This window comes from Azoarcus sp. CIB (genome assembly GCF_001190925.1).
Classification (GTDB): Bacteria; Pseudomonadota; Gammaproteobacteria; order Burkholderiales; family Rhodocyclaceae; genus Aromatoleum.
In genome coordinates this window covers 2,241,500-2,265,623 of record NZ_CP011072.1, presented here as the reverse complement: position 1 = coordinate 2,265,623, position 24,124 = coordinate 2,241,500, and the positions used below count along the sequence as shown (strand labels likewise).

The following is a 24,124-nucleotide window of genomic DNA, read 5'->3' as shown; positions in this document are numbered from 1 at the left end:
CCCGTGTGCCGGTTCAGTGCGTGTGGTCTTCGAGCTGCGCGACGGAATCGAATTCGCGCTGGTTGCGGTCGTGCCTGCGCAGTACGAGGTACATCATGCCGGCGACGAACAGGCCGAACATGACGATCACCACGCTGATCGACATGCCGGACATGATCAGCAGGGCGTACAGGCCTGTCATGATCAGGATCGACAGGTTCTCGTTGAAGTTCTGAACGGCGATCGAATGGCCCGCGCCCATGAGGATGTGGCCGCGATGCTGGAGCAGGGCGTTCATCGGCACGACGAAGAAGCCGGCGAGACAGCCGACCACGACCATCAGGATCATCGCCAGCGTGGGCTGCGTGACGACGACCATGACCATCACGACGAGGCCCATGGCGATACCCAGCGGGATGACCCGGACGGAGCGGCGCAGGCTGATCATGCGCGCGGCCATCACGGCGCCGAGCGCGATTCCGACGGCGACGACGCCCTGCATCATCGAGGCCTTGGAGAGGTCGAAGCCGAGGTTGTGCTCGGCCCATTTGATCACGATGAACTGGAGCGTGGCGCCAGCTCCCCAGAACAGGGTCGTGACGGCGAGGGATATCTGGCCGAGCTTGTCGCGCCACAGCAGCTTCATGCAGTGCACGAAGTCGTGGACGAGGTACACCGGATTGTTCTTCAGTGGCTTGTGATCGACGCCGGTGTCGGGGATGCGCAGGTTGAAGGCGGCTGCGGCAAGGTAGAGCAGCCCGACGATCGCGATGGTCGCGTGCAGTGCATCGCCCTTCACGAGCGGCAGGCCCAGGCCGGTGATCCAGTTGCCGACGTCGGGACGAATCAGCACGCCGCCGATGACGGTGCCGAGGATGATGGCGCCGACCGTGAGGCCTTCGATCCAGCCGTTGGCGACGACGAGCAGGCGGTGGGGCAGGTATTCGGTGAGGATGCCGTACTTGGCCGGGGAGTAGGCTGCGGCGCCGAGCCCGATGACGGCATAGGCGAAGAGAGGGTGGGCACCGAGCAGCAGCATCAGGCAGCCGCCGATCTTGATGGTGTTGCTGATGAACATCACGCGCCACTTGGGCATTGAGTCGGCAAAGGCGCCGACGAAGGCGGCCAGCGCGACGTAGGAAACGGTGAAGAACAGCTTCAGCAGTGGTTCGTACGTGGCCGGGGCGGACATCTCGCGCAGCAGCGCGATGGCAATGATCAGCAGCGCATTGTCGGCCAGCGCAGAGAAGAACTGCGCCGCCATGATGATGTAGAAGCCGAGCGGCATCGGGTGGGAGACGGCCGTCTGAAGGTGAAGCGCGGTTTATATCACGACATGTGTCTGTTTGTTGTGATTTGCCTCATCGGCTGTGCGGATGCCGCGCTGTCAGTGAGTTGTCAGGCGTTTCGCGTAGTGCATGAGCTGTGCTTTAATGGTGTGTATAAACGAGATTTATGGAGTAGCCGTGGCTGATCGCAGACTTCAAGTATTCAGCGCCGTGGCCAAATACGGTTCGTTCACGCGCGCTGCGGAACATCTGTTCATGACGCAGCCTGCCGTGACCTTCCAGATCAAGCAGCTGGAGGAGCACTTCAACACGCGTCTGCTCGAGCGCGGGCACGGGCGCGTGGGCCTGACGCCGGCCGGGGAGGTGGTGCTGGCCTATGCGGACCGGATTCTCGATCTGTCCGACGAGCTGGAGTCGCGGGTGTCGGAACTGACCGACGAGCTCGGCGGCACGCTCAACATCGGTACCAGCACGACGATCGCGGCTTACTGGTTGCCGCAGCTGCTGGAAGGATTCAAGCGCAAGTATCCGCGCGTGGTGCCGCGCGTGGTGGTCGGCAACTCGCAGCTGACCGAGGACCGCGTCGCGTCGCGCGAGCTCGACCTCGGGTTGATCGAGATCGTTTCGGAGCAGCCGGCGATCGAGCGCATGACCGCGACGCGCGACGAGCTGTTCGTGATCTGCTCACCCGAACATGCGCTGGCGAAGCACAAGAGTCTCAGCGCCAAGGTGTTGAAGGACCACCCGCTGATCACGCGCGATCCGGGCAACGCGATCCGCGTGCTGGCCGAGGATTTCTTTGCTGCCGCGGGCATCGGCATCGACGAGCTGACGATCTGCGCGGAGCTGGGCAGTCTCGCGACGGTGAAATACCTGACCGCCGAGGGGATGGGTTTCGCGATCGCGTCGCGCGCCGCGATCCAGCGCGACATCCGCGATGGGCGCCTGGTCGGAATTCCGCTGGAGCCGCGCCAGTACACGCCGCTCGAGGTGATCGTGCCGCGCGACAAGTTCCGTTCCCGTCTGATCACGACTTTCGCGGAGTATGCGGTCGCCGAGTTCAAGCGCATGGCGGTCGATGACGTGAGCGCGTGATGGCGAAGGCGAAGACGAGCTTCGTCTGCAGCGAGTGCGGCGGACAGGTGCCGCGCTGGCAGGGCCAGTGTCCGCAGTGCAAGGGCTGGAACACGCTGGTCGAGACGGTGATTGAGGCCACTGCGCCGGGTAATAGCCGGTTTGCGGCGCTGGCCGGTACGACCGGCAGGCTGCAGTCGCTCGCGGAACTCGAACCGCGCGAGGAGCCGCGGACGCCGACGGGGATCGAGGAGTTCGACCGCGTGCTCGGCGGCGGTCTGGTCGCCGGTGGCGTGGTGCTGATCGGCGGCGATCCGGGTATCGGCAAGTCGACACTGCTGCTGCAGGCGCTGTCGGCGCTCGCGGCGCGGCAGGCGGCGATCTACGTGAGCGGCGAGGAGTCGGGCGAGCAGGTGGCGCTGCGTGCGCAGCGCCTGCAGCTCGATCCGGCGGGACTGAAGTTGTTGCCGGAGATCAACCTCGAACGCATCCTCGCGACGCTGAAGGAGGCGAAGCCGCGCATCGCGGTGATCGACTCGATCCAGACGGTGTATTCGGAGGCGCTACAGTCGGCGCCCGGTTCGGTGGCGCAGGTGCGCGAATGTGCGGCGCAGCTCACGCGCTTCGCGAAGCAGAGCGGCACGTGCCTGATCATGGTCGGCCACGTGACCAAGGATGGCACGCTGGCGGGGCCGCGCGTGTTGGAGCACATCGTCGACACGGTGCTGTATTTCGAGGGCGATACGCATTCGAGCTTCCGTCTCGTGCGGGCGTTCAAGAACCGCTTCGGCGCGGTCAATGAGCTGGGCGTGTTTGCGATGACGGAGCGTGGCCTGCGCGGCGTGAGCAATCCGTCGGCGATCTTTCTGTCGCAGCACAGCCAGCAGGTGGCGGGCAGCTGCGTGCTGGTGACGCAGGAGGGCACGCGGCCGCTGCTGGTGGAGATCCAGGCGCTGGTCGACGGCGCACACAGCCCGAATCCGCGCCGCCTGTCGGTGGGGCTGGAGCAGAACCGGCTGGCGATGCTGCTGGCGGTGCTGCATCGCCATGCGGGCGTGGTGTGCTTCGACCAGGATGTCTTCGTGAATGCGGTGGGCGGTGTGAAGATCGCCGAACCGGCGGCGGACCTCGCCGTGCTGCTGGCGATCGTGTCCTCGCTGCGCAGCCGGGCGCTGCCGCGCGAGCTGGTGGTGTTCGGCGAGGTGGGGCTGGCGGGCGAGATTCGCCCGGCACCGCGCGGGCAGGAGCGCCTGAAAGAGGCGGCCAAGCTCGGCTTTACGGTCGCGATCATTCCGAAAGCCAATGCGCCCAAGCAGGCGATTGCCGGCATGCGGGTGATTGCTGTGGATCGGATCGAGGAAGCGATCGAACAGGCTCGCGAGGTCGAGGCGTGAGGTCTGCCGCCAAGGGCGGGGGATCCGCCGCGGTCCCCACGCCGGCGTGATAAGGCGGATCTGATGGGTGTACGTCGTGATTTGCTTATACTAAGCTAGTAATTAATTACTTACTTACTGGCAGGGCGTCACGATGGAATCCCCGCGCATCCGGCGTTCATCCGAACTCAGGCAGGCCGAGATCGTTCAGGCCGTGCTCGACTTGGCGGCCGAAAGCAGCCCGGCAGACATCACGACCGCGCGCATCGCCAGCGCGATGAATCTGACGCAGGGCGCAGTCTTTCGCCATTTTCCGACCAAGGAGGCGATCTGGTTGGCCGTCGCCGAATGGATCGAGGAGAACCTGCTCGGTGTGATCGACGAGGCTTCGATCTCGAGTGGTGAGCCGCTGGAACAGCTCCGTGCGATGTTCCGAGCACACATCGGTTTCGCCGTCGCGCATCCGGGCGCTCCGCGCCTGATCTTCCACGAACTGCAGCAGCCAGGCGACAGTGCGGTGAAACAGCGCATCAGGGCGCTGCTCGGGAGTTACCGCGGGACCTTGTTGCAGGTCCTGAAATGCACCAAGGAGCGCGGGGTGGTTGGGTGCGAGCTCAACGTCGAGCACGCTGCGACCCTTTTCATCGGGGCCATCCAGGGGTTGGTGATGCAGTCGATGCTCGCGGGCAGCATGCGCGGCGTGGAAGGGGCGGCCGAAGGCGTGTTCGAGGTCTATCTGTCCGGCGTCATCGGGAGGCGGGAATGAAACGGCCTGTCTTGCGTGTGGTCGGTTTGTCCGCGCTCGGGCTGGTTCTGCTGGCGGGATTCGTCCTGTTGATGGTGCGGAGCGGACCGTTGGCCCCGGTGCGGGTGACGACGGCGGTGGTGGAGCGCGGGGCGTTCGAGAACGCCGTGTTTGGGGTCGGCACGGTGGAGGCGGAGAGGAGTTACGCGATCGGGCCGACTGTTCCGGGCCGCGTCCTGGCGGTGCACGTGGATGTCGGCAGCGAGGTGAGTGCGGGGCAATTGCTCGCCGAGATGGACCCGGTGGAGCTGGACGCGCGCTTGTCGGCGTCGCGGGCGGCTGCGGCACGCGCCGTTCATGCTCTGGCGGCGGCCCGTGCGCAGGTACGCGATGCGGCGGTGCGTCAGGATCTCGCGGGGCGCAACGCGCGGCGCTATGCGTCGCTCGGCGAGCAGGCTTTCTTCAGCGATGCGGCGGTCGAGGCGAAGCGGCAGGAGGCGGATTCGGCCGGTGCACAGTTGCAGGCGTCCCGCGCTCAGCTCGATGCGGCGCGAATGGATGTGGAGCGGCTGGAGGCGGAACGCGCAGCGGCGGAACGGCAACGGGCGAATGTGCGTCTCGTTGCGCCGGTTGCGGGCGTCGTGACGGCGCGCGATGCGGAGCCGGGAACGACGCTGGTCGCCGGGCAGAGCGTGCTGCGCATGGTCGATCCCGCGAGTGTGCGCGTGCGGACGCGGATCGACCAAGGGCGCGCAGGTGGCGTGCGTGCCGGACAGACGGCTTCCATCCTGCTGCGCTCGCGGCCGGGGCTCACTTTGCCGGGCAGGGTTGCGCGCGTCGAGCTCAACGGCGACGCGGTGACCGAGGAGCGCATCGTGCAGGTGGTGTTCGACGAAGCGCCGAAGGATTTCGCCTTCGGGGAGTTGGCCGAGGTGACGATCGCGACGACCCGTGGTGGGGACGTGCTGGCCGTACCGGGCGCCGCGGTGCATAAGTACGCTGGCCGGCGCGGTGTCTGGACCGTTGCGGACGGGAGGGCGGACTTTGTGCCGGTGCGCACGGGGGAGACTTCGCTCGACGGGCGGGTCGTGGTGCTGGAGGGGCTGCACGCGGGCGATCGCATCGTCGTCCATAGCGAACGCGAGCTCGGCGCGGGCGACCGGGTGAGTCCTGTCGAGTCGCTGGCCGAGGCGGGTCGATGATCAGCCTTGCCGGGCGCGACATCCTTCACCACTGGGCGAAGTATGTCTTCACCGGCGTCGGGTTGGGCCTGCTGATCGGTGTGACGCTGTCGATGGCGGGGATCTACCGCGGCATGGTGGATGACGCGCAGGTGCTCCTGCGCAGCAGCGGCGCGGATATCTGGGCCGTGCAGCAGGAGACGTTGGGGCCGTACGCGGAGCCTTCGAACCTGCGCGACGACGCCTACCGCGCGATCCTCGGGATGCCGGGCGTCGCCGAGGCATCGAACGTCACTTACCTGACGATGCAGGTCCGGCAGGGTGAGCGCGATGTGCGCGTGATGGCGGTGGGGTCCGAGCCGGGACGTCCGGGCGAGCCGCCGTTCCTGGTGGCCGGCCGGCGCATCGCGCGCAGCCATTACGAGGTGGTGGCGGATGTGCGCACGGGTTTCCGGCTCGGCGAGCGGGTGCGCATTCGGCGCCACGAGTACGAGGTGGTGGGACTCACGCGGCGCATGGTGTCGTCGAGCGGCGATCCGATGGTGTTCCTGCCGTTGAAGGATGCGCAGGAGGCGCAGTTCCTCAAGGACAACGACGCGATCGTCAATGAGCGCGCGCGCACGGCGGCGAACCCCGCGCTAAACCGTCCGGGTGTGCCGGGGCTGCTCGATGCGATCCTGGCGTCGCAGACGGCCAGCCGCAGCGTGAATGCGGTGCTGGTCCGGGTCGCGAGCGGCCACGAAGCGGAGCAGGTGGCCGAAAATATCCGTCGCTGGAAGCACCTGGAGGCGTACACGCGGGCGCAGATGGAGGAGATCCTCGTGTCGAAGCTTATCGAGACCTCGGCGCGGCAGATCGCGACCTTCCTGGTGATCCTCGCGATCGTGAGTGCCGCGATCGTGTCCTTCATCATCTACACGATGACCTTGGGCAAGGTCCGCGAGTTGGCGGTGCTGAAGCTGATCGGGACGCGCAACCGCACGATCGCGGCGATGATCCTGCAGCAGTCGCTGGGGCTCGGGCTGATCGGTTTCGTGATCGGCAAGACTGTCGCGACGCTGTGGGCGCCGTATTTTCCCAAGTACGTGTTGTTGTTGCCGGGAGATGCGGTGCGCGGACTGGTCGCAACCATGGTCGTGTGTGCGATCGCGAGCCTGCTGGCGATCCGGGTCGCGCTGAAGGTTGACCCGGCGACGGCGATCGGGGGCTAGAATGAAACAGCCCCCATGCTCGCTACGTTCGCTGCCCCCCAAGGGGGCGTGTCAGTACCTTGAGACGGCTCGGCGGTACTGACATGGACGTGCCGGCGATCGAGGTCAGGGGGTTGAGCAAGCGCTACGGTGAGGGGGATGCCGCGGTCGATGCGCTGAAGGGCGTGGACATGCGGATCGCGCCCGGCGAAGTGGTCGGCCTGATCGGTCCGAGCGGTTCGGGCAAGAGCACCCTGTTGAAGTGCCTCGGCGCGGTGATCGAACCGACCGGTGGATACATGGCGCTGGGCGGGCGTGTCGCTTACGACGGCGGCTGGAAGATCCGCGACCTGAGCGGCCTGCGGCGCGACAATATCGGTTTCGTGTTCCAGGCGCCTTACCTGATTCCGTTTCTCGATGTGACCGACAACGTCGCCCTGTTGCCGATGCTAGCCGGGAAATCGAACCGGGAAGCGCGTCGGCAGGCCGTCGAACTGCTCGAAGCGCTCGACGTCGGCCACCGCGCGAAGGCTGCGCCGTCCGAGCTTTCCGGCGGCGAGCAGCAGCGCGTGGCGATTGCGCGGGCGCTGGTTAATCGGCCGCCCGTGGTGCTTGCCGACGAGCCGACCGCACCGCTCGACAGCGAACGCGCGCTGAACGTGGTGCGCATCCTGAACCGGATGGCGGAGCAGTACCGCACGGCGATCATCGTCGTGACGCACGACGAGAAGATCATCCCGACCTTCCGGCGCCTGTACCGCATCCGCGACGGGCGAACTTTCGAAGAGGCCGGGGAGGGGCGCGGGCCTTAGGTGCGCCGGCAGCGGTGCCCGGCGATCATTCGCCGCGGCCGCCGCGCCAGATCGACAGGAGTAACGCCACTCCGCCCGCGACGGCGCCGAAGAAGCCCAGCAGACCCAGCGTATCGAGCGTGGCGAAGCCCGGTTCGCGCACGACCGTCATGACGATGGCGGAGCCGATGATCAGCGCCGCGGTGACGATGCCGATCGTCATGCGCGTGGCGGCGCGGTCGAGCTGCTCGCCGAGGCGCTTGAGCGAGACGATGTCGACCTGCACTTGAAGTTTGCCGCGCCGGGCCGAGCGCAGAAGCTGGCTGAGGTCGCGCGGAAGGCCGGTAACCAGATCCACGGCCTGCGCGAGCGTGCGCAAGCCGCGCTTGGCGACCGCTGCAGGCGCGAGATGGGCGAGCAGCACGCGCCGCAGGAAGGGGGCGGCTTCGGCGCCCATGTCGAAGTCCGGGTCGAGCTGGCGGCCCATGCCTTCCAGCGTGATGAAGGCCTTGATCAGCAAGGAGAGGTCCGACGGTAGGGCAATGCCGTGTTCGCGCAGGATCATCACGAGATCGGACAACATCGCACTGATGTCGAGCTGCTTGAGGGGAACGCCCTTGTACTGGTCTACGAAGGTGTCGATCTCGTGGCGCAGGTGTTCCGGCTCGGTTTCCGGGGCTTCGGCGTCCCGCCATTCGAGCAGCACGTCGGCGACGGCGGCCGCGTCGTTCGAGACGAGGCCGTTGAGCAGGACGGCGAGCTCGTAGCGACGCGATTCGGAAAGCCGGCCGACCATGCCGAAGTCGATGAAGGCGATGCGGTTGCCGTGCAGGTAGAAGACGTTGCCGGGGTGCGGGTCGGCGTGGAAGAAGCCGTCTTCCAGCATCATCTTCAGCACTGCCGATGCGCCGCGGCGGGCGAGGAGCTTGCGTTCGAGCCCCGCCGCATCGACGGCAGCCAGATCGCGGCCGGGGATGCCGTCGATGAAGTCCTGCACGTTCAGGCGTTCGCCGCACCACTGCCAGTGCACGCGCGGGATGACGATCTCGGGGTGGCCGATGAAGCTCGAGGCGACACGTTCGGCGTAGCGGCACTCGGCGGCGAAGTCGATTTCGCGGCGCAGCGACAGCGTGAATTCGCGCACGACCTCGCAGGGGCGGTAGCGGCGCAGGTCCGGCGCTTCGGCTTCGATGATCTCGGCGAGGCGGGCGAGCAGCCGTAGGTCCGCCTCGATGGTCGGCCGGATGCCGGGCCGGCGCACTTTCAGGATCACCGGGCGTCCGTCGTGCAGCCGGGCTCGGTATACCTGCGCGAGCGAGGCCGCCGCGAGCGGCTGGGTGTCGAGTTCGGCGAACGCGGTTTCGGGCGCTTCGCCGAGATCCTCGGTGAGCTGTTCGCGTACCTGTTCGAAGGGAACGGCCGGGGCCGAATCCTGCAGGCGGCCGAACTCGGCGATCCAGTCGGGTGAAAACAGGTCGACGCGCGTGGCGAGGATCTGGCCGAGTTTGATGAAGGTCGGGCCGAGCTCTTCGAAGGCGCGGCGCACGCGCGCCGGAGGTTCGAGGCGGGCAAGCTCCTCGGGCTCGTTCCAGTGCAGGGCCTTGCCGGCGCGCTCCAGCGTGTCGGCAAGGCCTATGCGGCGTACGAGATCGCCGAAGCCGTAGCGGATGAGGACGGCGGCGATGTCGTGGGCGCGCGTCAGCTCACGCGCCGCGCCGATCGCTTTCCACAGCATCAGGCCAGCGGATCGCGCGGTCCGCCCTTGTCGTTATCGGAACCACCCGTCGGGTGCAGGCGGTCGGCGATGCCCCTGAGCATCCCCGAGGCCAGTGCTGCGAGCAGACCCGCCTCGTTGCGCAGGGTCTGGGCACCGCTTTGCACCTGCTCGCGTGTGAGGTCTGCGACGGCACGCGCGAGGTCGGCTCCCGCATTGGCGACGCGGCCGCCGACCGCAGTGCCGCTGTTGCGGGCGTGGTCGGCGAGTTCGTGCAGCGTGGAGCGCGCGAGGCCGGTCGCGCCGCGTCCCGCGTCGGCCAGCGTGCGCAGGAAGTTCGACTCCATGGCCCCCAGCTGGTCGAGCGTGCCGCGAAGTTCCTGGCGCGAGTACTCGCTACCGCGTCCGACCGCTTCCTTCACGGCGAGCAGCGTGGCTTGCGCGGCGGTCGCAAGGGCCTCGTCCAGCCCGCGCACCGCCTCGCGGATGGCTTCGGTGCGTTCGCGATCGGGGCGCTCGATGCCTTGTTGTGCCCCCTTGAGCACGGCGTCGGTGACCTGTTTGAGCGCGTCGGTGTCCAGCTTGCCGTGCGACAGCGCCCCCAGTGTGATCGTCCGCACGCGTTCGGCGACCGCAGCGGGATCGCCGCCGATTGCAGCACCCACGTCACGTTCAATGCTTTCGAAGTCCTGACTCATGAGCGTTCCCCTGTTCGCATCGCGTCCGGCGGGGCGCCGATGCTGTTGCCACATATTTGAAGTATGGCCTCCGGAAAGATGGATGGCGATGGAATTTTTGGCGCTATCCAGACTGCAAGGATATGCTGCCGAGCGTGTCCTGCGGCCTGCGTGGCTTACCATTGCGCACTCGACTGCTTTGACCGTCTTTCTCCGCTCCCTGCCATGTCCGATTCCGTTTCGCCTGTCTTCGCCGGCCTCGAACCTGCCCCCGTGTGGGCGCATTTTTCTACGCTGTGCGGCATCCCGCGCCAGTCCAAGGCAGAGGGCGCACTGCGCGATCTGCTGCGTGACCGGGCACTGGCGCGCGGACTCACTGTATCGGTCGATGCTGCCGGAAACCTGCTGATCGGCAAACCCGCAAGCCCGGGCTGCGAGGGTGCGCCGGGTGTCGTGCTGCAGGCGCATCTGGACATGGTGTGCCAGAAAACGGCCGGTTCGGCGCAAGACTTTTCCCGCGATGCCATCCGCGTGGAGCGGGACGGCGACTGGCTCGCCGCCAAGGAGACGACGCTCGGAGCCGACAACGGCATCGGCGTGGCGCTGATCCTCGCGGTGTTGGAAGACGATTCGCTCGTACACGGGCCGGTCGAGGCCTTGCTGACCGTCGACGAGGAAGCCGGCATGGGCGGCGCGCAGGGGCTCACTGCCGATGCGCTGCAGGGGCGGCTGATGCTGAACCTCGACACCGAGGAATGGGGCGAATTCTTCATCGGCTGCGCCGGCGGGCTGGATGTGAACGTGCGGCGCGAGGGACAGGCGGAGCCGTCCCCGCCCGGGACGCAACAGTGGCACATCGAGCTGCACGGCCTACGGGGCGGCCATTCGGGCGTGGACATCCACGAGGAGCGGGGCAACGCGATCAAGCTGCTGGTGCGCGTGCTGCGCGATCTGGAGCGCCGATTCGATCTGCGCCTCGGCTCGCTCGAAGGCGGCTCGGCGCGCAATGCGCTGCCGCGCGACGCGCGGGCACGGGTGGCGCTGCGGGCCGGATGCGGCGATGAATTGAGTCTAGTCCTCGCGGATTGGCAGGTGCGGCTGCGCGAGGAGTTGAACGGCGTGGACGAGGGCGTGAGCCTGCGGGCGGCGCCCGTCACGGCGGTGGAAGCGCTGATGTCCCCGCCGGAGCAGGCGGTGTGGCTCGCATCGCTGCACGCGGCGCCGCATGGGGTGCATCGCCGCAGCCTGAGTGTGCCAGGCGTCGTCGAGACGTCGAACAACCTCGGGATCGTCGCGCTGGGGCCGGACGGCGGCTCGTGCAGCTTCATGGTGCGGTCGCTCCTCGACGGGGCGGCCCGCGCGCTCGGCGACGAGATCGTCAGCCTCTTCGGCCTGTCGGGAACGGCGGCCGAGGCATCGGGGCACTACCCGGGCTGGGCGCCGAAGGCCGATTCGCCGCTGCTGGCGCTGTGCCGCGACGTGTATCGGCGCGAATACGGTGCCGAATCGCGCGTGCAGGTCATCCATGCCGGCCTCGAATGCGGGCTCATTGCGGCGAAGTACCCCGACATGCAGATCGTGTCCTTCGGCCCGACGATACGTGGCGCCCACGCGCCGGGCGAGCGCGTCGAGATCGCATCGGTGGGCCGCGTGTGGCATCTGCTGGGTGCGATTCTCGCGGCGATCGCGGAACGGCGCGGGGATGAAGCATGAATCCCGAACACCTCGAAGCGCTCGTGACCACCGCGATGCCTTTCGGCAAGTACAAAGGGCGGCTGATCGCCGACTTGCCGGGGAACTACCTGAACTGGTTCGCCCGCGAAGGCTTTCCTCCGGGCAGGCTGGGGCAGCTGCTCGCCCTGATGCACGAACTCGATCACAACGGCCTGTCCGGACTGCTGACGCCGCTGCGGAAGTGATTTCCGTGTTGTCGAATTCGAAAGCAAGGACCGGAGTGCGTTCGGGGTCACGGATACCTACAGTGTGGTTCACCGGATTCTGACAGGGCGATGAAGATGTCGAGGCAAATCGAGGCACGTGCCGCCGTGACGGCGGCCGATCCGCGCTGGGCGGCGGTGCAGGCGCGCGATGCGACGGCTGACGGGGCGTTCTGCTACGCGGTGCGGACCACTGGCGTGTATTGCCGGCCATCGTGCGCGGCACGCACGCCGCGGCCAGAGAACGTGGAGTTCTTCGCGACGGGCGAGGACGCGGTCCGCGCCGGATATCGCGCGTGCCGGCGCTGCTCGCCGGACGGGCCTACACTCGCGCAGCAGCATGCGGAAGCGGTGGCCGCCTTGTGCCGGCAGATCGAGCGGGCGGAGACGCCGCCGACCCTGGAGGAACTGGCACAGTCCGCGAATATGAGCGCCTTTCACCTGCACCGCATCTTCAAGGCCGTCACCGGGACCACGCCCGGCGCCTATGCGAAGGCGTGCCGGGCGGCGCGGATGCGGGCGAAGCTCGACGGCGGCGCAACGGTGACCGATGCCCTCTACGCGGCGGGATACGGGTCGAGCGGGCGCTTCTACGCGGATGCCGACCGGACGCTGGGCATGACCGCCGGCAGCTACCGTTCCGGCGGCGTGCGGCAGCAAATCCGTTTTGCGGTCGGCCAGTGCTCGCTCGGCGCGATCCTCGTCGCGAGTACCGGGCGCGGCGTCTGTGCAATCCTCATAGGCGACGATCCCGACGCGCTGGCGCACGACCTTCAGGACCGCTTCCCGCGAGCCGAACTGATTGGCGGCGACGCGGATTACGAGCGCGTCGTGGCGACCGTGGTCGGCTTCGTCGAGGTGCCGAAACTGGGCCTGGACCTGCCGCTGGACGTGCGCGGCACGGCTTTCCAGATGCGCGTGTGGCAGGCGTTGCAGGAAATTCCCGCGGGCGCGACCGCGAGCTATACGGAGATCGCACGGCGCATCGGCGCACCCGCGGCGGTGCGCGCGGTCGCCGGCGCCTGCGCGGCGAACCCGCTCGCGGTGGCGATTCCGTGCCACCGTATCGTGCGCAGCGACGGCGGCTTGTCCGGCTATCGCTGGGGCATCGAACGCAAGCGCCTGCTGCTCGCACGCGAAGCGGCGCAATGACGCGGCAGGCCGCCGTCTCGATCGCCCTGCCTGCCGGATTCCGCGCAGGTGACATCCTCGCGTTCCATCGGCGCGACACGCACGAGCTGGCCGAACGTGTCACCACGGATTCGTTGTGCAAGGGCCTGTTGTGGGACGGGATCCCCGCCTGCCTGCGCGTGCGTTTCGCGCCGGGGCTGGTGACCGCTGAAATCGCGCTCGACGCGGAGCCGGCGCGGGGCATCGAGCCCCGTTTCGGGACGATGGTCCGGCGCATGTTGGGACTGGAGCAGGCGGTCGAGGCATTCGAGGAACGCTTCCGCGACGATCCGGGTATCGGCCCGCTGATCTCGGCGCAGAAGGGACTGCGCGTGCCGGTTACCACAACACCCTTCGAGGCGCTGAGCTGGGCGGTGACCGGCCAACAGATCAGCGTCGCGGCCGCCGTGTCGCTGCGGCGACGGCTGATCGTAGCCGCCGGGAGCCGCCACACGTCGGGGATGCTGTGCTATCCCGACGCAGCACGGCTCGCGCTCTTCGCCGAGGACGATCTCCGCGCCGCCGGCTTTTCGACCGCGAAAGCGCGCACGCTACTGGCGCTGGCGCGGCAGGTGGCCGCCGGGGCGCTGCCGCTCGACGCCTGGGCCGAAACGGCATCCATCGACGAGATGCGTTCCAGCCTGCTCGCGGTGCGCGGTGTCGGGCCGTGGACCGTCGATTACGTGCTGCTGCGGGGCTTCGGCTGGCTCGACGGCTCGCTGCACGGCGACGTCGCCGTGCGTCGGGGGATGCAGGCGCTGCTGGGAGCAGAGGGCAGGGTGGGCGAAGCCGAGGCGAAGGAATGGCTCGCCCGCTATGCGCCGTGGCGTGCACTGGTGGCCGCACACCTCTGGGCTGCAGGGACGACTGTGGCGTATTGAACAGCGGCCGTTCCCGGATTTGTCCGCAAGGACGGAAGCCGGCGGGCCGAGGTTCCGTGCGCACATCGCTGGTCGCCTGGCGACGCTCCGTGCGCGCGGAAAGCGCCTTTCGCATGCAAGCTCGATTAGGATGGTATGGCCCTGTACTTGAATATGGTGAAATTCGTGATTCGCGAGCACTTGGGCGGAGGAACGCACGGCCGATGACAGAACCGGCATTCATCGACATCGATGGCGGGCAGGTGCGCCTGCGGGGCGACTGGACGATTGCGAACTACGCAGCGCTTGCACCCGATGTCGCGCGTCAGCGGTCCCGGATCGCCGATGCCGTGGATGTCGACCTCGGCGCCGTCGGCGCACTCGACACCGCCGGTGTCAGCCTGCTGCACGACTTGCTGGGCAAGGACCGCCTTGCGGCGCTGGCCTCGGACGCGAGTCCGCTGCCGCCCGAACGCCGCGCGCTGCTGCAGGCCGTGGCCGGCGTGATCGACGCCGCAGCACCCGCGCCGCGCGCTGCGGGTTATGCCTTCGGCGACATCATGGAGCGCGCGGGCATCGGCATGCTCGCGTTCTGGCGTCACGTGATCGACATCGCCGGCTTCATCGGCATCACGCTGGAGACGTCGTTCCGTGTGATGCTGCGGCCGCGGCGCTGGCGCATCACCTCGTTTGTCGCGAACCTCGAACGCACGGGCCTCGACGCCGTGCCCATCGTCGCGCTGCTGACCTTCCTCGTCGGCGCGGTGGTCGCCTTTCTCGGCGCCACGGTGCTGACCGGCTTCGGCGCCAGCATCTTCACGGTCGACCTCGTCGCATTCTCCTTCCTGCGCGAGTTCGGGCCGATGCTCACCGCGATCATCGTCGCCGGCCGCACGGCGAGCGCCTTCACCGCCCAGATCGGTTCGATGCGCGCGAACGAGGAGATCGACGCGATCCGTGTGGGCGGACTGAATCCCATCGAGCTGCTCGTCGTGCCGCGCGTGGCCGCGCTGCTGCTGGCCCTGCCGATGCTGAGCTTCGTCGCGATGATTTCGGGCATCGTCGGCGGCATGCTGGTGTGTGCGCTGACGCTCGAGATCTCGCCGACGATGTTCGTGTCGGTGCTGGAAAGCCACGTCGGGCTGCGGCATTTCATCGTCGGCATCGTCAAGGCGCCGATCTTCGCCTTCCTGATCGCCGTCATCGGCTGCCTGGAAGGTTTCAGGGTGGAGGGCAGTGCGCAATCCGTCGGCGAGCACACGACTTCGTCCGTCGTGCAGTCCATCTTCATCGTGATCGTCGTGGATGCGGTGGCGGCGCTGTTCTGCATGGAGATGGGCTGGTGACGAACGTCATCGAAGTGCGCGGCGTGCGCAACCAGTTCGGCCGGCAGGTGGTGCACGACGGCCTCGATCTCGACGTGCGCCGCGGCGAGATCCTGAGCGTGGTTGGCGGCTCGGGCACCGGCAAGTCCGTCCTGCTGCGCACCATCGTCGGCCTCAACCGGCCCGCGGCGGGCAGCGTCAGCGTGTTCGGCGAGGATCTGCTCGGCCTGCCCGCGGCGCGGCGGGCGGCCATTGAGCGGCGCTTCGGCGTGCTGTTCCAGAAGGGGGCGCTGTTCTCGTCGCTGACCGTCGCCGAGAACGTCGCGCTGCCGCTCATCGAGCACGTCGGGCTCAAGGCCGCCGAGGCGGCGCGGCTTGCCGCGCTGAAAATCGCGCTCGCCGGCTTGCAGGCCAACGCCGGCGAAAAGTACCCGTCAGACCTCTCCGGCGGGATGATCAAGCGCGCGGCCCTGGCGCGCGCGCTTGCGCTCGACCCCGACATCCTGTTCCTCGACGAACCGACCGCGGGGCTCGACCCGATCGGCGCCGCCGCGTTCGACGAGCTGATCCTGACCCTGCGCGACGCGCTCGGCCTCACTGTCTTCATGGTCACGCACGACCTCGACACGATCTACACCATCACCGACCGGGTGGCCGTGCTCGCGCAGAAGCGCGTTCTCGTGAATGACCGTCTCGATGTCGTCGCGGACTTCGACGACGCGTGGATTCGCGAATACTTCCACGGTCCGCGCGGACGCGCCGCTGCGCAGGCCGTCCCGCCTGCGCAGCGGGCGCCGCATAATCTTTCCCACGGGGGACAAGCCTGAATGGAAACACGTGCCCATCACGTGCTGATCGGATTCTTCACCCTGCTGGTGGTCGGGGCAGCGCTGATGTTCGCGCTGTGGCTCGGCAAGACCGACAGCGACAAGCAGTTCCGCACCTACGACGTCGTCTTCCAGGAGGCGGTCACCGGCCTCTCCAAGGGCAGCACGGTCGAGTTCAACGGCATCAAGATCGGCGACGTGTCGAGCCTGCGCCTCGATCCGCAGGACCCGCGCCGCGTGTTCGCACGGGTGCGCGTCGACGCCGAGGCACCGGTGCGCAGCGACACCCGGGCGCGCCTCGTCCCCGCCGGGATCACCGGCATCTCGATCATCCGTCTGAGCAGTGGCGACGATCCGGCGAGCAAGCCGCTCGAAGGCGAAGCGGGACAGGTTCCGGTCATCGTCGCGACGCCGTCGCCGCTCAGCAAGCTGCTGGCCGACGGCGAGGATGCCATGCTCAACGCGAACCAGGTGCTGTTGCAGGCGCGTGAGCTCTTCTCCGCGGAAAACGTCGAAAGCGTCGGCCGTATGCTGCACAACCTGGAGCAGGCCACCGGCGCGATCGCGGCCCAGCGTGAGGATCTCGCTCGCGCGCTGAAGGAACTGGCCGGTGCGAGCGAGCAGGCCAACGCGACCCTGGCCGAAGCCGCGAAGCTGGCGAAGTCCACCAGCCGGCTCGTCGACGAGCGCGGCGTGCAGACGCTGCAGAGCGCCGAGAACGCCATGGCCGCCTTCGAACGCGCGATGGTGAAGGTCGACACGCTGCTCGCCGAAAACCGCGCGCAGCTTGCCACCGGGGTGCGCGGCGCGGCCGAGATCGGGCCGGCGCTCGCCGAACTGCAGGACACGCTCGTGTCGGTGCGAACGATTGCCCGGCAGCTCGAAACCCGGCCAACGGACTACCTGCTGGGCAATGAATCGATGAAGGAGTTCAAGCCATGACCATCGTTTGCCGGAAATCCTGGCGTGGTGTGGCCGGGGCGCGCTGCGCGGTCGTGCTGGCCGCGACGCTGCTCCTTGCCGCGTGTTCCGTGCTGCCCAAGGCGGAGCCGGTCGACACCTACCTCCTCCCCGGAGCGCCCGACCGCACGACAGTCACCGGCACGCCGTTTCCCGTATCGCTGCGCGTGGCCAAACCTGCCAGCGGCGTCCATCTCGCCGGGCAGCGCATCGTGGTCATGCCAAAGAACAACCAGGTGAGCGTGTATCACGGCGCAAGCTGGAGCGAGCCCGCGCCGGTGCTGGTGCGCGACCGCCTGATCGACGCCTTGCGGGCCGACGGCCGGATCGCGGCGCTGAGCAGCGACGAGGCCCGGCTGCAGGCGGACTATGAAATCGTCAGCGACCTGCGTGCCTTCCAGAGCGAATACCGCGGAGACGTTCCGCAGGCTGTCGTGCGGCTCGATGTCCGCCTGGTCGAGCGCGAAGGGCGGCGCATCCTCGCCAGCCGCACCTTCGAGTCCGAAGCGCGTGCAGCGGGTGCCGACGTTCCGGCCGTAGTGAATGCCTTCGGTGCGGCATCGACGCGCCTCGCCTCCGAGCTTGCAGCGTGGGCAGTGGAGGAAATCCGGCGGACTCCACCGCGGCAATGATGCCGCCCGCAGGTTGGGTGGCCGTGCCGGGCGGCAGGGAAGGGCAGGGCCCTACTTGCGGTGCGACTCCTGCCACTTGTCGAGCGAAACCAGCACCCTGTCCAACAGCGTGTGAAGGTGGTTCCAGTCCTCGCTGCTTAGATCCGCGAACATCTCGCGTTCGAGCCCCCGGCCGATCAGTTCGCCCTCGCGCCAGACCCGCATGCCGACGTCGGTCAGCGCGAGGTGCTGCTGACGGTTGTCGTTGACGTTGGGGCTGCGCGTGATGAGGCCGCGCTCCTCGAGAGAGGCGATGTTCTTCGACAGCAGCGTCTTGTCGAGGACCAGCATGTTGCCGAGATCCTTCGCCGTGATGCCGGGGTGATCGTGCACGAGGCGCAGCACGCGCAGCTCGCGGACACCGAGGCCGAAGGCCTTCTTGTAGTACGTGTTGCCCGCCTTGATCGAGATGGTCTTGATCAGGTCGAGCTTGTAGGTGAGGTAGGGCGCGTTGGTGTCGTTCATCACAATGCGTTGCCGGCACAATGTCGCCCGGAAAGCTCCGTTGGCGTGAAAAAGGACAATTCCATTATGACGGAGTTGCCCCGGCCGGAACAGCGCAAGCCGAGATTTGCAGACCTCTGCGCAGGAAGGATTCCGCAAGTGCGACCCAATATGCCGCCTCGACCGGCAGGTTGCAGTCGTCGAAGTCGTCTTGCGGTGAGCCGGCGGGGATCGTCCGCCGCGGCGGGCGCGGCTCAGGCCGCTTCGAAGTGCTCCAGCATCAGCTGCAGACTCGTGATGCCGTTGTATTCGTTCGGCGCCAGGCGGAATGCCGCCCGGATCTGCTGTGGCGCGCCTTCGGCAAAGTTGAAGCGGATGCCGTCGAAGCGCACGTTGTTCTTCGACAGCTGCAGCTTCAGGTGCTTGTCCTTGAGCAGGCGCTGGTTGTCGACGCGGAACACGTCGTCGAACAGCGGGGCCGGGAAGCCCTGGCCCCAGATGTCCTGCTCGAGCAGCCGCGCGGCTTCCAGGCTCATGTAGCCGGTCTCGAGCGGTCCGTCGGTGTCCAGCGTGCGGGTCAGGTCCGCGGGTTCCACGAGGGACTGGACGGTTTCCTCGAACACGCGCTGGAAGCGGTCATAGTCGGTCTCGAGGATCGTCAGACCTGCCGCCATCGAATGTCCGCCGAAGCGCAGGATCAGATCGGGGCATTGCTTACTCACCAGATCGAGCGCGTCGCGCAGATGCAGATTCGGGATCGAGCGGCCGGAGCCCTTCAGCTGCCCCTCGTCGCCGCGGGCGAAGGCGATCACCGGGCGGTGCAGCCTTTCCTTGATCCGGCCGGCGACGATCCCGATTACGCCTTGGTGCCAGTCCGGCTCGAACAGGCTGACGGTGGCGCAATTGCCGGGATCGAAATCCGCCAGGTGCGCGAGCGCCCCTTCCTGCATGTCCTGCTCGATGCCGCGCCGTTCGCGGTTCAGCCGGTCGAGTTCCTGTGCGATGTTGAGCGCCCGGCCCATGTCGTCGGTGATCAGGCATTCGATGCCGAGGCTCATGTCCGACAGGCGGCCGGCGGCGTTCAGGCGCGGGCCGAGCCCGAACCCCATGTCGAAGGTGCTCGCGCGCAAAGCGTCGCGGCCGGCGACGGAGAACAGCGCGCGGATACCGGGATGCATGCGATCGGCGCGCATCCGCGCGAGGCCTTGCGACACGAGAATGCGGTTGTTGTGGTCCAGCTTCACGACGTCGGCGACCGTGCCGAGGGCTACGAGGTCCAGCAGTTCGCCGAGGTTCGGCTCCTGGCGTCCGGCAAACGCGCCGCGCTCGCGCAGTTCTGCCCGCAGCGCGAGCATGGTGTAGAACATCACGCCGACGCCGGCGAGCGATTTGCTCGGGAAGTCGCAGCCGGGCTGGTTCGGATTCACGATCACGTCGGCATCGGGCAGCGTGTCGCCCGGCAGGTGGTGATCGGTGATCACCGTGGCCATGCCGTAGCTGCGCGCCGCAGCAACGCCCTCCACGCTGGCGATGCCGTTGTCGACGGTGATCAGGACGTCGGGCTCCATGTGCGCGGCCAGCTCGACGATGGCGGGCGTCAGCCCGTAACCGTACTCGAAGCGGTTCGGCACCAGGTAGCCGACGTCCGCACCGAAGGCCCGCAGGGCGCGCACGCCCACCGCGCAAGCCGTTGCCCCGTCGCAGTCGTAGTCGGCGACGATCACCATGCGCGCGCCGGCTTCGATCGCATCGGCCAACAGGGTAGCGGCTTCGTGCGCCCCCTTCAGGGCTGCGGGCGGAATCAGGGCCTTGAGCGAGTAGTCGAGTTCCTCGCGCCGCGAGATGCCGCGCGCGGCATAGATGCGGGCGAGCAGCGGATGGGTGCCGGCGTCGATCAGGCGCTGCATGGAGCGGGGCGGAATCGCCCGCGGCTGGATTCGGGTCATCGTGTGCCTGGGTGGTGAGGGGGGCTGGCGTCGGCAGGGCTTCCCGGCGGGGAGGCGACTGCAGGCGCGATCGACTTAAGCAGCATGTCCAGCGAAAGGGGCTTGCGCCAGAATTTCCATGCATCGGCGGCGCGGACCTCGAGTTCGAGCGTTCCGCGGTCGCCCGGCGCCGTGATCTTCAGCGCCCGCAGGCGCTTGCCGCGCAGGGCCGCCGCGAGCGGCGCGAACCAGGTGTGTTCGAGCTTCGCGAGCCGGGCTCTCCAGCTGTCGATGTCGAGATGGAGCGCAGGCAACAGCAGATCGTCGAGCATGACCAGCGCGTCACCGCCCAGGGCCTTGGCGCAATCGGGCGTCGCGACGGAGCTGCCGGCCGCGAGGGCGAAGCCGCGCATCAGCGGATCGGCGGTCTGGATGGCGCGAGCGGCTGACTGCGCCCCGGGGCGCGACATGCCGGCCCCCCACAGCCAGAGGCTGTTCGCCGGCCTGTGACCGACGGCCTCGCGTGCCTGATTGACTGGATGGTTATGCAGCATGACCTGCAACTCGTTCATCGTGCGCTGCCACAGGCGGGCGTCCTCGCCTTCCGGAAGGAAATCGCGCACCGGGCGACCTACCACGTCGTGCAGGGGAAAGAAGCGCGCGCGGGCCGGGGCCGCCAGGCGCAGATACCAGCGGTTCGACGTGGCGGCCTCGAAGGTTCCGAGGTCGCCGAAGGTGTCGTTGAGGGCCGCGACGAGCGCCGCAACGTCCTCCGGCCGGAGTTCGTCGGCAGGAAATTCGCTGAGCAGCAGGTGCTCGCGCGCGAACGAGAGGCTGACGGGGTCCGCGCACAGCCAGTCCGTGCCGGCGGCAGGGGCGGGCAGGGCGGGTTCGCCGAGCCTGCGCAGGGCTGCGAGCGGAAGCGCTCCCGCATCGTCGGGGTAGCCCATGAGTCGCGCGAGCTGCTTGTCGAGCGGTTCGAAGGTTGCGAAGCGGCGTCTTCCCTGGCCGAGCAGCCACGCGAGCGAGGTCAGTTCGAGGCCCGAGGCGGGGCCGAGGGCGGAGACCGCCGGCCAGATCAGGCCGGGGACGACAAGATGAATCTGCATGGGGCGCCGGGTGAAATTCCGCGGCGGAGTCTAGCATACCGGCCCGCCCGCCCCGAGCGTGGAACGCCGGGCACGGACGGAATCGTGGCGCGTGACTCCTTACGCCTTCTTCGCCCAGGCGATGCAGTAGCCGTTCGGCGAGATCTCGGTGTCGTTGGGGAAGACCTTACAGCCGCCCGGGGCGGTCGCCGACGTACCCGGAACGAACAGGTTGCAGTCGATGCATTTCTTGTCGCCTTCGGGCGTGTCCTTGTATTTCATCGACGTGCGAATGCCATCGTTTTTCGCAGCCAAGGCAACGATCGGAATCAATGCGAGGGTCATGCCACCCATTTTCAGCATGTTGCGGCGAGACTGATTCATCGGACTCTCCAGTTTTCCAGCCCAAGTCGGGCGACTGGTATTATCCATATGGAATTCTAATATTCCAATTGTATTTAACGGGCAGTCCGGCGGCTGTGTGCGGTGCCTCGCTATTGCCCGGGTGAGGGGCCCCGAAAATGATATGGGCGCCGCAGGACCATCGCTGATGGCCCTGGGGCGCCCATCCATGGGTGGAATCGCGGATGCCCTTGCGGCATCCGGTCCGGCTTATTTTCCGCGCACGAGCACCAGCGAAGTGGTGGCGAGGCGAACCAGATCCTCGGCCACGTTGCCGACGAACAAGCGCGCGAACCCGCGGCGCCCATGCGTTCCGGCGACGATCACGTCCGCCTGCCAGGCGTTCGCGCCTTCGACGATCCATTCGGCGACGCGCTTGTGCGCGAGTTCGATCTTGTCTTCGCTTTCGAGCAGCGCCGAATCGGCCTGCACGCCGGCATCTGCGGCCTTCTTCACTGCTGCGTCGAGCAGGGCCGTGCCGGCCTTGCGCATGGCATCTTCGACCTGGGCGACGTCCAGGATCGCCTCCAGCCCCACCGCAGCGCGGACGGGCGCCTCGTCGGCGACGTGCACGATGCGCAGGGTTGCGCCGAGCGCCTTGGCGAGCGTGATCGCCTCGTCCAGGGCAGCATTGGAGGTCGCGCTGTCATCGACCGCGACCAGAATCCTCTTGTACATGTGATGCTCCGATGAATACGGGATGATTGGTTTTCGCGCAGGGCCGGCGCCGTCCGCGAGGGGGCGCCGGCTGCACTGCAGCCTCCGGCCGTTAAGGCGTCGGCACCAGCAGGGTGAAGGGCGGCACGTACGCCTGCAGGGTCACCAGCAGGCCGACGAGGATGGCCAGCGCGATCGAGTGGAAGAACACGTAGCGCAGGATGTCGCCTTCGTGGCCGAACCAGCGGGTGGCGGTACTCGCCACGACGATCGACTGGGCATCGATCATCTTGCCCATCACGCCGCCTGAGCTGTTCGCCGACGCCATTAGGATCGGGTTCAGCCCGAGTTGTTCCGCCGTGACCTTCTGCAGGCCGCCGAACAGCACGTTCGCGGCGGTGTCCGAACCGGTCAGCGCGACGCCCAGCCAGCCGAGCAGGGTGCCGAACAGCGGGTACAGCGCGCCGGTGTTCGCGAAGGCGAGGCCCAGCGTTGCGTCGAGGCCCGAGTAGCGGGTCAGGTAGCCGAGGCCCAGCATGATCACGATGGTCAGCAGGGACATCTTGACGAGCTTGATGGTGCGCCAGTAGACACCGAAGAGTTGCCCCAGGCTGAACTTCATCAACAGGCCCGAGACGATCGCGGCGAGGAAAATTCCGCTACCGGTCGCCGAGAGCCAGTTGAAGGTGTAGATCGCAGTTTCCTTGTGGGGAGCGGCCACGACCGGCGGAACCTTCTCGATCAGCTGGTGCAGGCCGCTGAAGGGGATCTTGAAGACCGAGATCGTGTCCAGCCACTTCTTGAAATCCGGGACGCCCCAGATGAACACGAAGACGGTGAGAACGACCCAGGGTATCCACGCGGCGATCACCGCGCGGCGATCCGGGCGCACGTTCGAGGCAGCCTTGACGGGTTCCGGAGCCACCTGGCTTGCGGAGTCGTCCTTGCGGCCCTGCAGCGCGGTCGAGGTCCACACTTTCTTCGGCTTCCACACCTTCAGGAAGAGGATCAGGGTGACCATCGAGACGATCGCAGCAACGACGTCCACCAGCCACGGGCCGTGGAAGTTCGACACAAGGAACTGCGGGATCGCGAACGACACGCCGGTCACGAGGATCGCGGGCCAGATCTGGATCATGCCGCGGAAGCCGGCAAACGCCCAGATCAGCCAGAACGGCACCAGCACCGAGAAGAATGGCAGCTGACGGCCGATCATCGACGAAAGCTGGTGGAGGTCGAGGCCCGTGACGGCGGCCAGTGCGATCACCGGCGTGCCGAGCGCGCCGTAGGCCACCGGAGCAGTGTTCGCGATGAGGGCGAGGCCGGAAGCGGCCAGCGGCGAGAAGCCCAGGCCGATCAGGATCGCGCCGGTCACGGCAACGGGGGTGCCGAACCCGGCCGCGCCCTCGAAGAACGCGCCGAAGCTGAAGGCGATCAGCAGCAGTTGCAGGCGGCGGTCATCGGTGATGCCGGTGAGGCTTTGCTGCAGCACCTTGAACGAACCGTTCTCGGTCGTGAGCTGATGCAGAAAGATGATGTTGAGCACGATCCAGCCGATCGGCAGCAGGCCGAACATGGCGCCGTAGAGCGTGGCATTGCCTGCCATCGCGGCCGGCATCCCGAACACGAAGATCGCGATCAGGAGTGCGCTGCCCAGGCCCAGTGCTGCGGCGACGTGGGCTTTCATGTGTAGGAAACCGAGGCCGACGAGCATCACGACGACGGGGATCGCCGCGACTGCGCTGGATAGCCAGATGTTGTTGAATGGATCGTAAAGCTGTTGCCAGACCACGTCGTGTGCCCCCTTTAGTTGTTTGAAGGACCGTGAACCGAATTCCCGGTGCG

Annotated in this window: 23 protein-coding genes; 14 read left to right on the top strand and 9 right to left on the bottom strand. The window is 67.4% G+C overall.

Features of this window, described 5'->3' with window-relative positions; all coding sequences use genetic code 11:
• Nucleotides 1-13 precede the first annotated feature (13 nt).
• Nucleotides 14-1,267 (bottom strand): lysophospholipid transporter LplT, encoded by a 1,254-nt coding sequence (gene lplT / locus AzCIB_RS10020; RefSeq protein ID WP_050415764.1) that lies wholly within the window; start codon nucleotides 1,265-1,267, stop codon nucleotides 14-16.
• Nucleotides 1,268-1,445: 178 nt separating this feature from the next.
• Here lplT and AzCIB_RS10015 point away from each other — a divergent pair, with 178 nt between their 5' ends.
• The 6 genes from AzCIB_RS10015 (at nucleotide 1,446) to AzCIB_RS09990 (ending at nucleotide 7,643) form a co-directional block, all read left to right on the top strand.
• A complete protein-coding gene (locus AzCIB_RS10015) occupies nucleotides 1,446-2,363 on the top strand; it encodes a LysR substrate-binding domain-containing protein (protein WP_198149656.1) in 918 nt (305 codons plus the stop codon).
• Entirely contained in the window at nucleotides 2,363-3,736 is a 1,374-nt protein-coding gene (radA, locus tag AzCIB_RS10010) for a DNA repair protein RadA (protein ID WP_050415763.1), read from the top strand. Before AzCIB_RS10015 ends, radA begins: the two co-directional genes overlap by 1 nt.
• Before the next feature lie 133 nt (nucleotides 3,737-3,869).
• Entirely contained in the window at nucleotides 3,870-4,481 is a 612-nt protein-coding gene (locus AzCIB_RS10005; RefSeq protein WP_050415762.1) for a TetR/AcrR family transcriptional regulator, read from the top strand.
• A complete protein-coding gene (locus AzCIB_RS10000; RefSeq protein ID WP_050415761.1) occupies nucleotides 4,478-5,662 on the top strand; it encodes an efflux RND transporter periplasmic adaptor subunit in 1,185 nt (394 codons plus the stop codon). The genes AzCIB_RS10005 and AzCIB_RS10000 overlap by 4 nt, the downstream gene beginning before the upstream one ends.
• The gene (locus AzCIB_RS09995) at nucleotides 5,659-6,852 is read left to right on the top strand and encodes an ABC transporter permease (RefSeq protein WP_050415760.1); all 1,194 of its coding nucleotides are present in this window, start codon (nucleotides 5,659-5,661) and stop codon (nucleotides 6,850-6,852) included. The genes AzCIB_RS10000 and AzCIB_RS09995 overlap by 4 nt, the downstream gene beginning before the upstream one ends.
• A gap of 83 nt (nucleotides 6,853-6,935) precedes the next feature.
• Complete coding sequence (locus tag AzCIB_RS09990; RefSeq protein ID WP_050415759.1) at nucleotides 6,936-7,643, top strand: ABC transporter ATP-binding protein; 708 nt, start codon at nucleotides 6,936-6,938, stop codon at nucleotides 7,641-7,643.
• 25 nt (nucleotides 7,644-7,668) lie between these two features.
• Here the strand turns inward: AzCIB_RS09990 and AzCIB_RS09985 are convergent, their stop codons facing one another.
• Together AzCIB_RS09985 and AzCIB_RS09980 are read right to left on the bottom strand one after the other, a co-directional pair.
• Nucleotides 7,669-9,357 (bottom strand): ABC1 kinase family protein, encoded by a 1,689-nt coding sequence (locus AzCIB_RS09985; protein ID WP_050415758.1) that lies wholly within the window; start codon nucleotides 9,355-9,357, stop codon nucleotides 7,669-7,671.
• Nucleotides 9,357-10,034: a DUF6781 family protein gene (locus AzCIB_RS09980; protein WP_050415757.1), complete on the bottom strand. Its 678-nt coding sequence runs from the start codon at nucleotides 10,032-10,034 to the stop codon at nucleotides 9,357-9,359. Before AzCIB_RS09980 ends, AzCIB_RS09985 begins: the two co-directional genes overlap by 1 nt.
• 204 nt (nucleotides 10,035-10,238) lie before the next feature.
• Between AzCIB_RS09980 and AzCIB_RS09975 the strand changes: the two genes are divergently transcribed.
• The 8 genes from AzCIB_RS09975 to AzCIB_RS09940 all read left to right on the top strand — a co-directional run bounded on the left by AzCIB_RS09975 (nucleotide 10,239) and on the right by AzCIB_RS09940 (nucleotide 17,724).
• Complete coding sequence (locus tag AzCIB_RS09975) at nucleotides 10,239-11,726, top strand: aminoacyl-histidine dipeptidase (protein WP_050415756.1); 1,488 nt, start codon at nucleotides 10,239-10,241, stop codon at nucleotides 11,724-11,726.
• On the top strand, nucleotides 11,723-11,932 hold the full coding sequence (locus AzCIB_RS09970; protein ID WP_050415755.1) for a DUF3820 family protein: 210 nt from the start codon (nucleotides 11,723-11,725) through the stop codon (nucleotides 11,930-11,932). The genes AzCIB_RS09975 and AzCIB_RS09970 overlap by 4 nt, the downstream gene beginning before the upstream one ends.
• 96 nt (nucleotides 11,933-12,028) lie before the next feature.
• Nucleotides 12,029-13,102 (top strand): bifunctional DNA-binding transcriptional regulator/O6-methylguanine-DNA methyltransferase Ada, encoded by a 1,074-nt coding sequence (ada, locus tag AzCIB_RS09965; protein WP_050418319.1) that lies wholly within the window; start codon nucleotides 12,029-12,031, stop codon nucleotides 13,100-13,102.
• A complete protein-coding gene (locus AzCIB_RS09960; protein WP_050415754.1) occupies nucleotides 13,099-14,001 on the top strand; it encodes a DNA-3-methyladenine glycosylase family protein in 903 nt (300 codons plus the stop codon). Before ada ends, AzCIB_RS09960 begins: the two co-directional genes overlap by 4 nt.
• Before the next feature lie 203 nt (nucleotides 14,002-14,204).
• Entirely contained in the window at nucleotides 14,205-15,326 is a 1,122-nt protein-coding gene (locus AzCIB_RS09955) for an ABC transporter permease (RefSeq protein WP_050415753.1), read from the top strand.
• Complete coding sequence (locus AzCIB_RS09950; RefSeq protein ID WP_083446952.1) at nucleotides 15,323-16,132, top strand: ABC transporter ATP-binding protein; 810 nt, start codon at nucleotides 15,323-15,325, stop codon at nucleotides 16,130-16,132. The genes AzCIB_RS09955 and AzCIB_RS09950 overlap by 4 nt, the downstream gene beginning before the upstream one ends.
• Nucleotides 16,133-17,074 (top strand): MlaD family protein, encoded by a 942-nt coding sequence (locus AzCIB_RS09945; protein WP_050415752.1) that lies wholly within the window; start codon nucleotides 16,133-16,135, stop codon nucleotides 17,072-17,074.
• Nucleotides 17,071-17,724, top strand: coding sequence for an ABC-type transport auxiliary lipoprotein family protein (locus tag AzCIB_RS09940; RefSeq protein ID WP_050415751.1), 654 nt, complete (start codon nucleotides 17,071-17,073; stop codon nucleotides 17,722-17,724). The genes AzCIB_RS09945 and AzCIB_RS09940 overlap by 4 nt, the downstream gene beginning before the upstream one ends.
• Before the next feature lie 51 nt (nucleotides 17,725-17,775).
• On the opposite strand, the gene AzCIB_RS09935 is transcribed toward AzCIB_RS09940, so the two are convergent.
• The 6 genes from AzCIB_RS09935 to AzCIB_RS09910 all read right to left on the bottom strand — a co-directional run bounded on the left by AzCIB_RS09935 (nucleotide 17,776) and on the right by AzCIB_RS09910 (nucleotide 24,071).
• Nucleotides 17,776-18,228, bottom strand: coding sequence for a MarR family winged helix-turn-helix transcriptional regulator (locus AzCIB_RS09935; RefSeq protein ID WP_050415750.1), 453 nt, complete (start codon nucleotides 18,226-18,228; stop codon nucleotides 17,776-17,778).
• A gap of 233 nt (nucleotides 18,229-18,461) precedes the next feature.
• The gene (gene recJ / locus AzCIB_RS09930) at nucleotides 18,462-20,153 is read right to left on the bottom strand and encodes a single-stranded-DNA-specific exonuclease RecJ (protein WP_050415749.1); all 1,692 of its coding nucleotides are present in this window, start codon (nucleotides 20,151-20,153) and stop codon (nucleotides 18,462-18,464) included.
• A complete protein-coding gene (locus tag AzCIB_RS09925; protein ID WP_050415748.1) occupies nucleotides 20,150-21,241 on the bottom strand; it encodes a hypothetical protein in 1,092 nt (363 codons plus the stop codon). The genes recJ and AzCIB_RS09925 overlap by 4 nt, the downstream gene beginning before the upstream one ends.
• Before the next feature lie 99 nt (nucleotides 21,242-21,340).
• Nucleotides 21,341-21,604, bottom strand: coding sequence for a high-potential iron-sulfur protein (locus AzCIB_RS09920; protein ID WP_050415747.1), 264 nt, complete (start codon nucleotides 21,602-21,604; stop codon nucleotides 21,341-21,343).
• Nucleotides 21,605-21,832: 228 nt separating this feature from the next.
• Nucleotides 21,833-22,300, bottom strand: coding sequence for a universal stress protein (locus tag AzCIB_RS09915; protein WP_050415746.1), 468 nt, complete (start codon nucleotides 22,298-22,300; stop codon nucleotides 21,833-21,835).
• A gap of 91 nt (nucleotides 22,301-22,391) precedes the next feature.
• Nucleotides 22,392-24,071 (bottom strand): L-lactate permease, encoded by a 1,680-nt coding sequence (locus AzCIB_RS09910; RefSeq protein WP_050415745.1) that lies wholly within the window; start codon nucleotides 24,069-24,071, stop codon nucleotides 22,392-22,394.
• Between the last annotated feature and the right edge of the window lie 53 nt (nucleotides 24,072-24,124).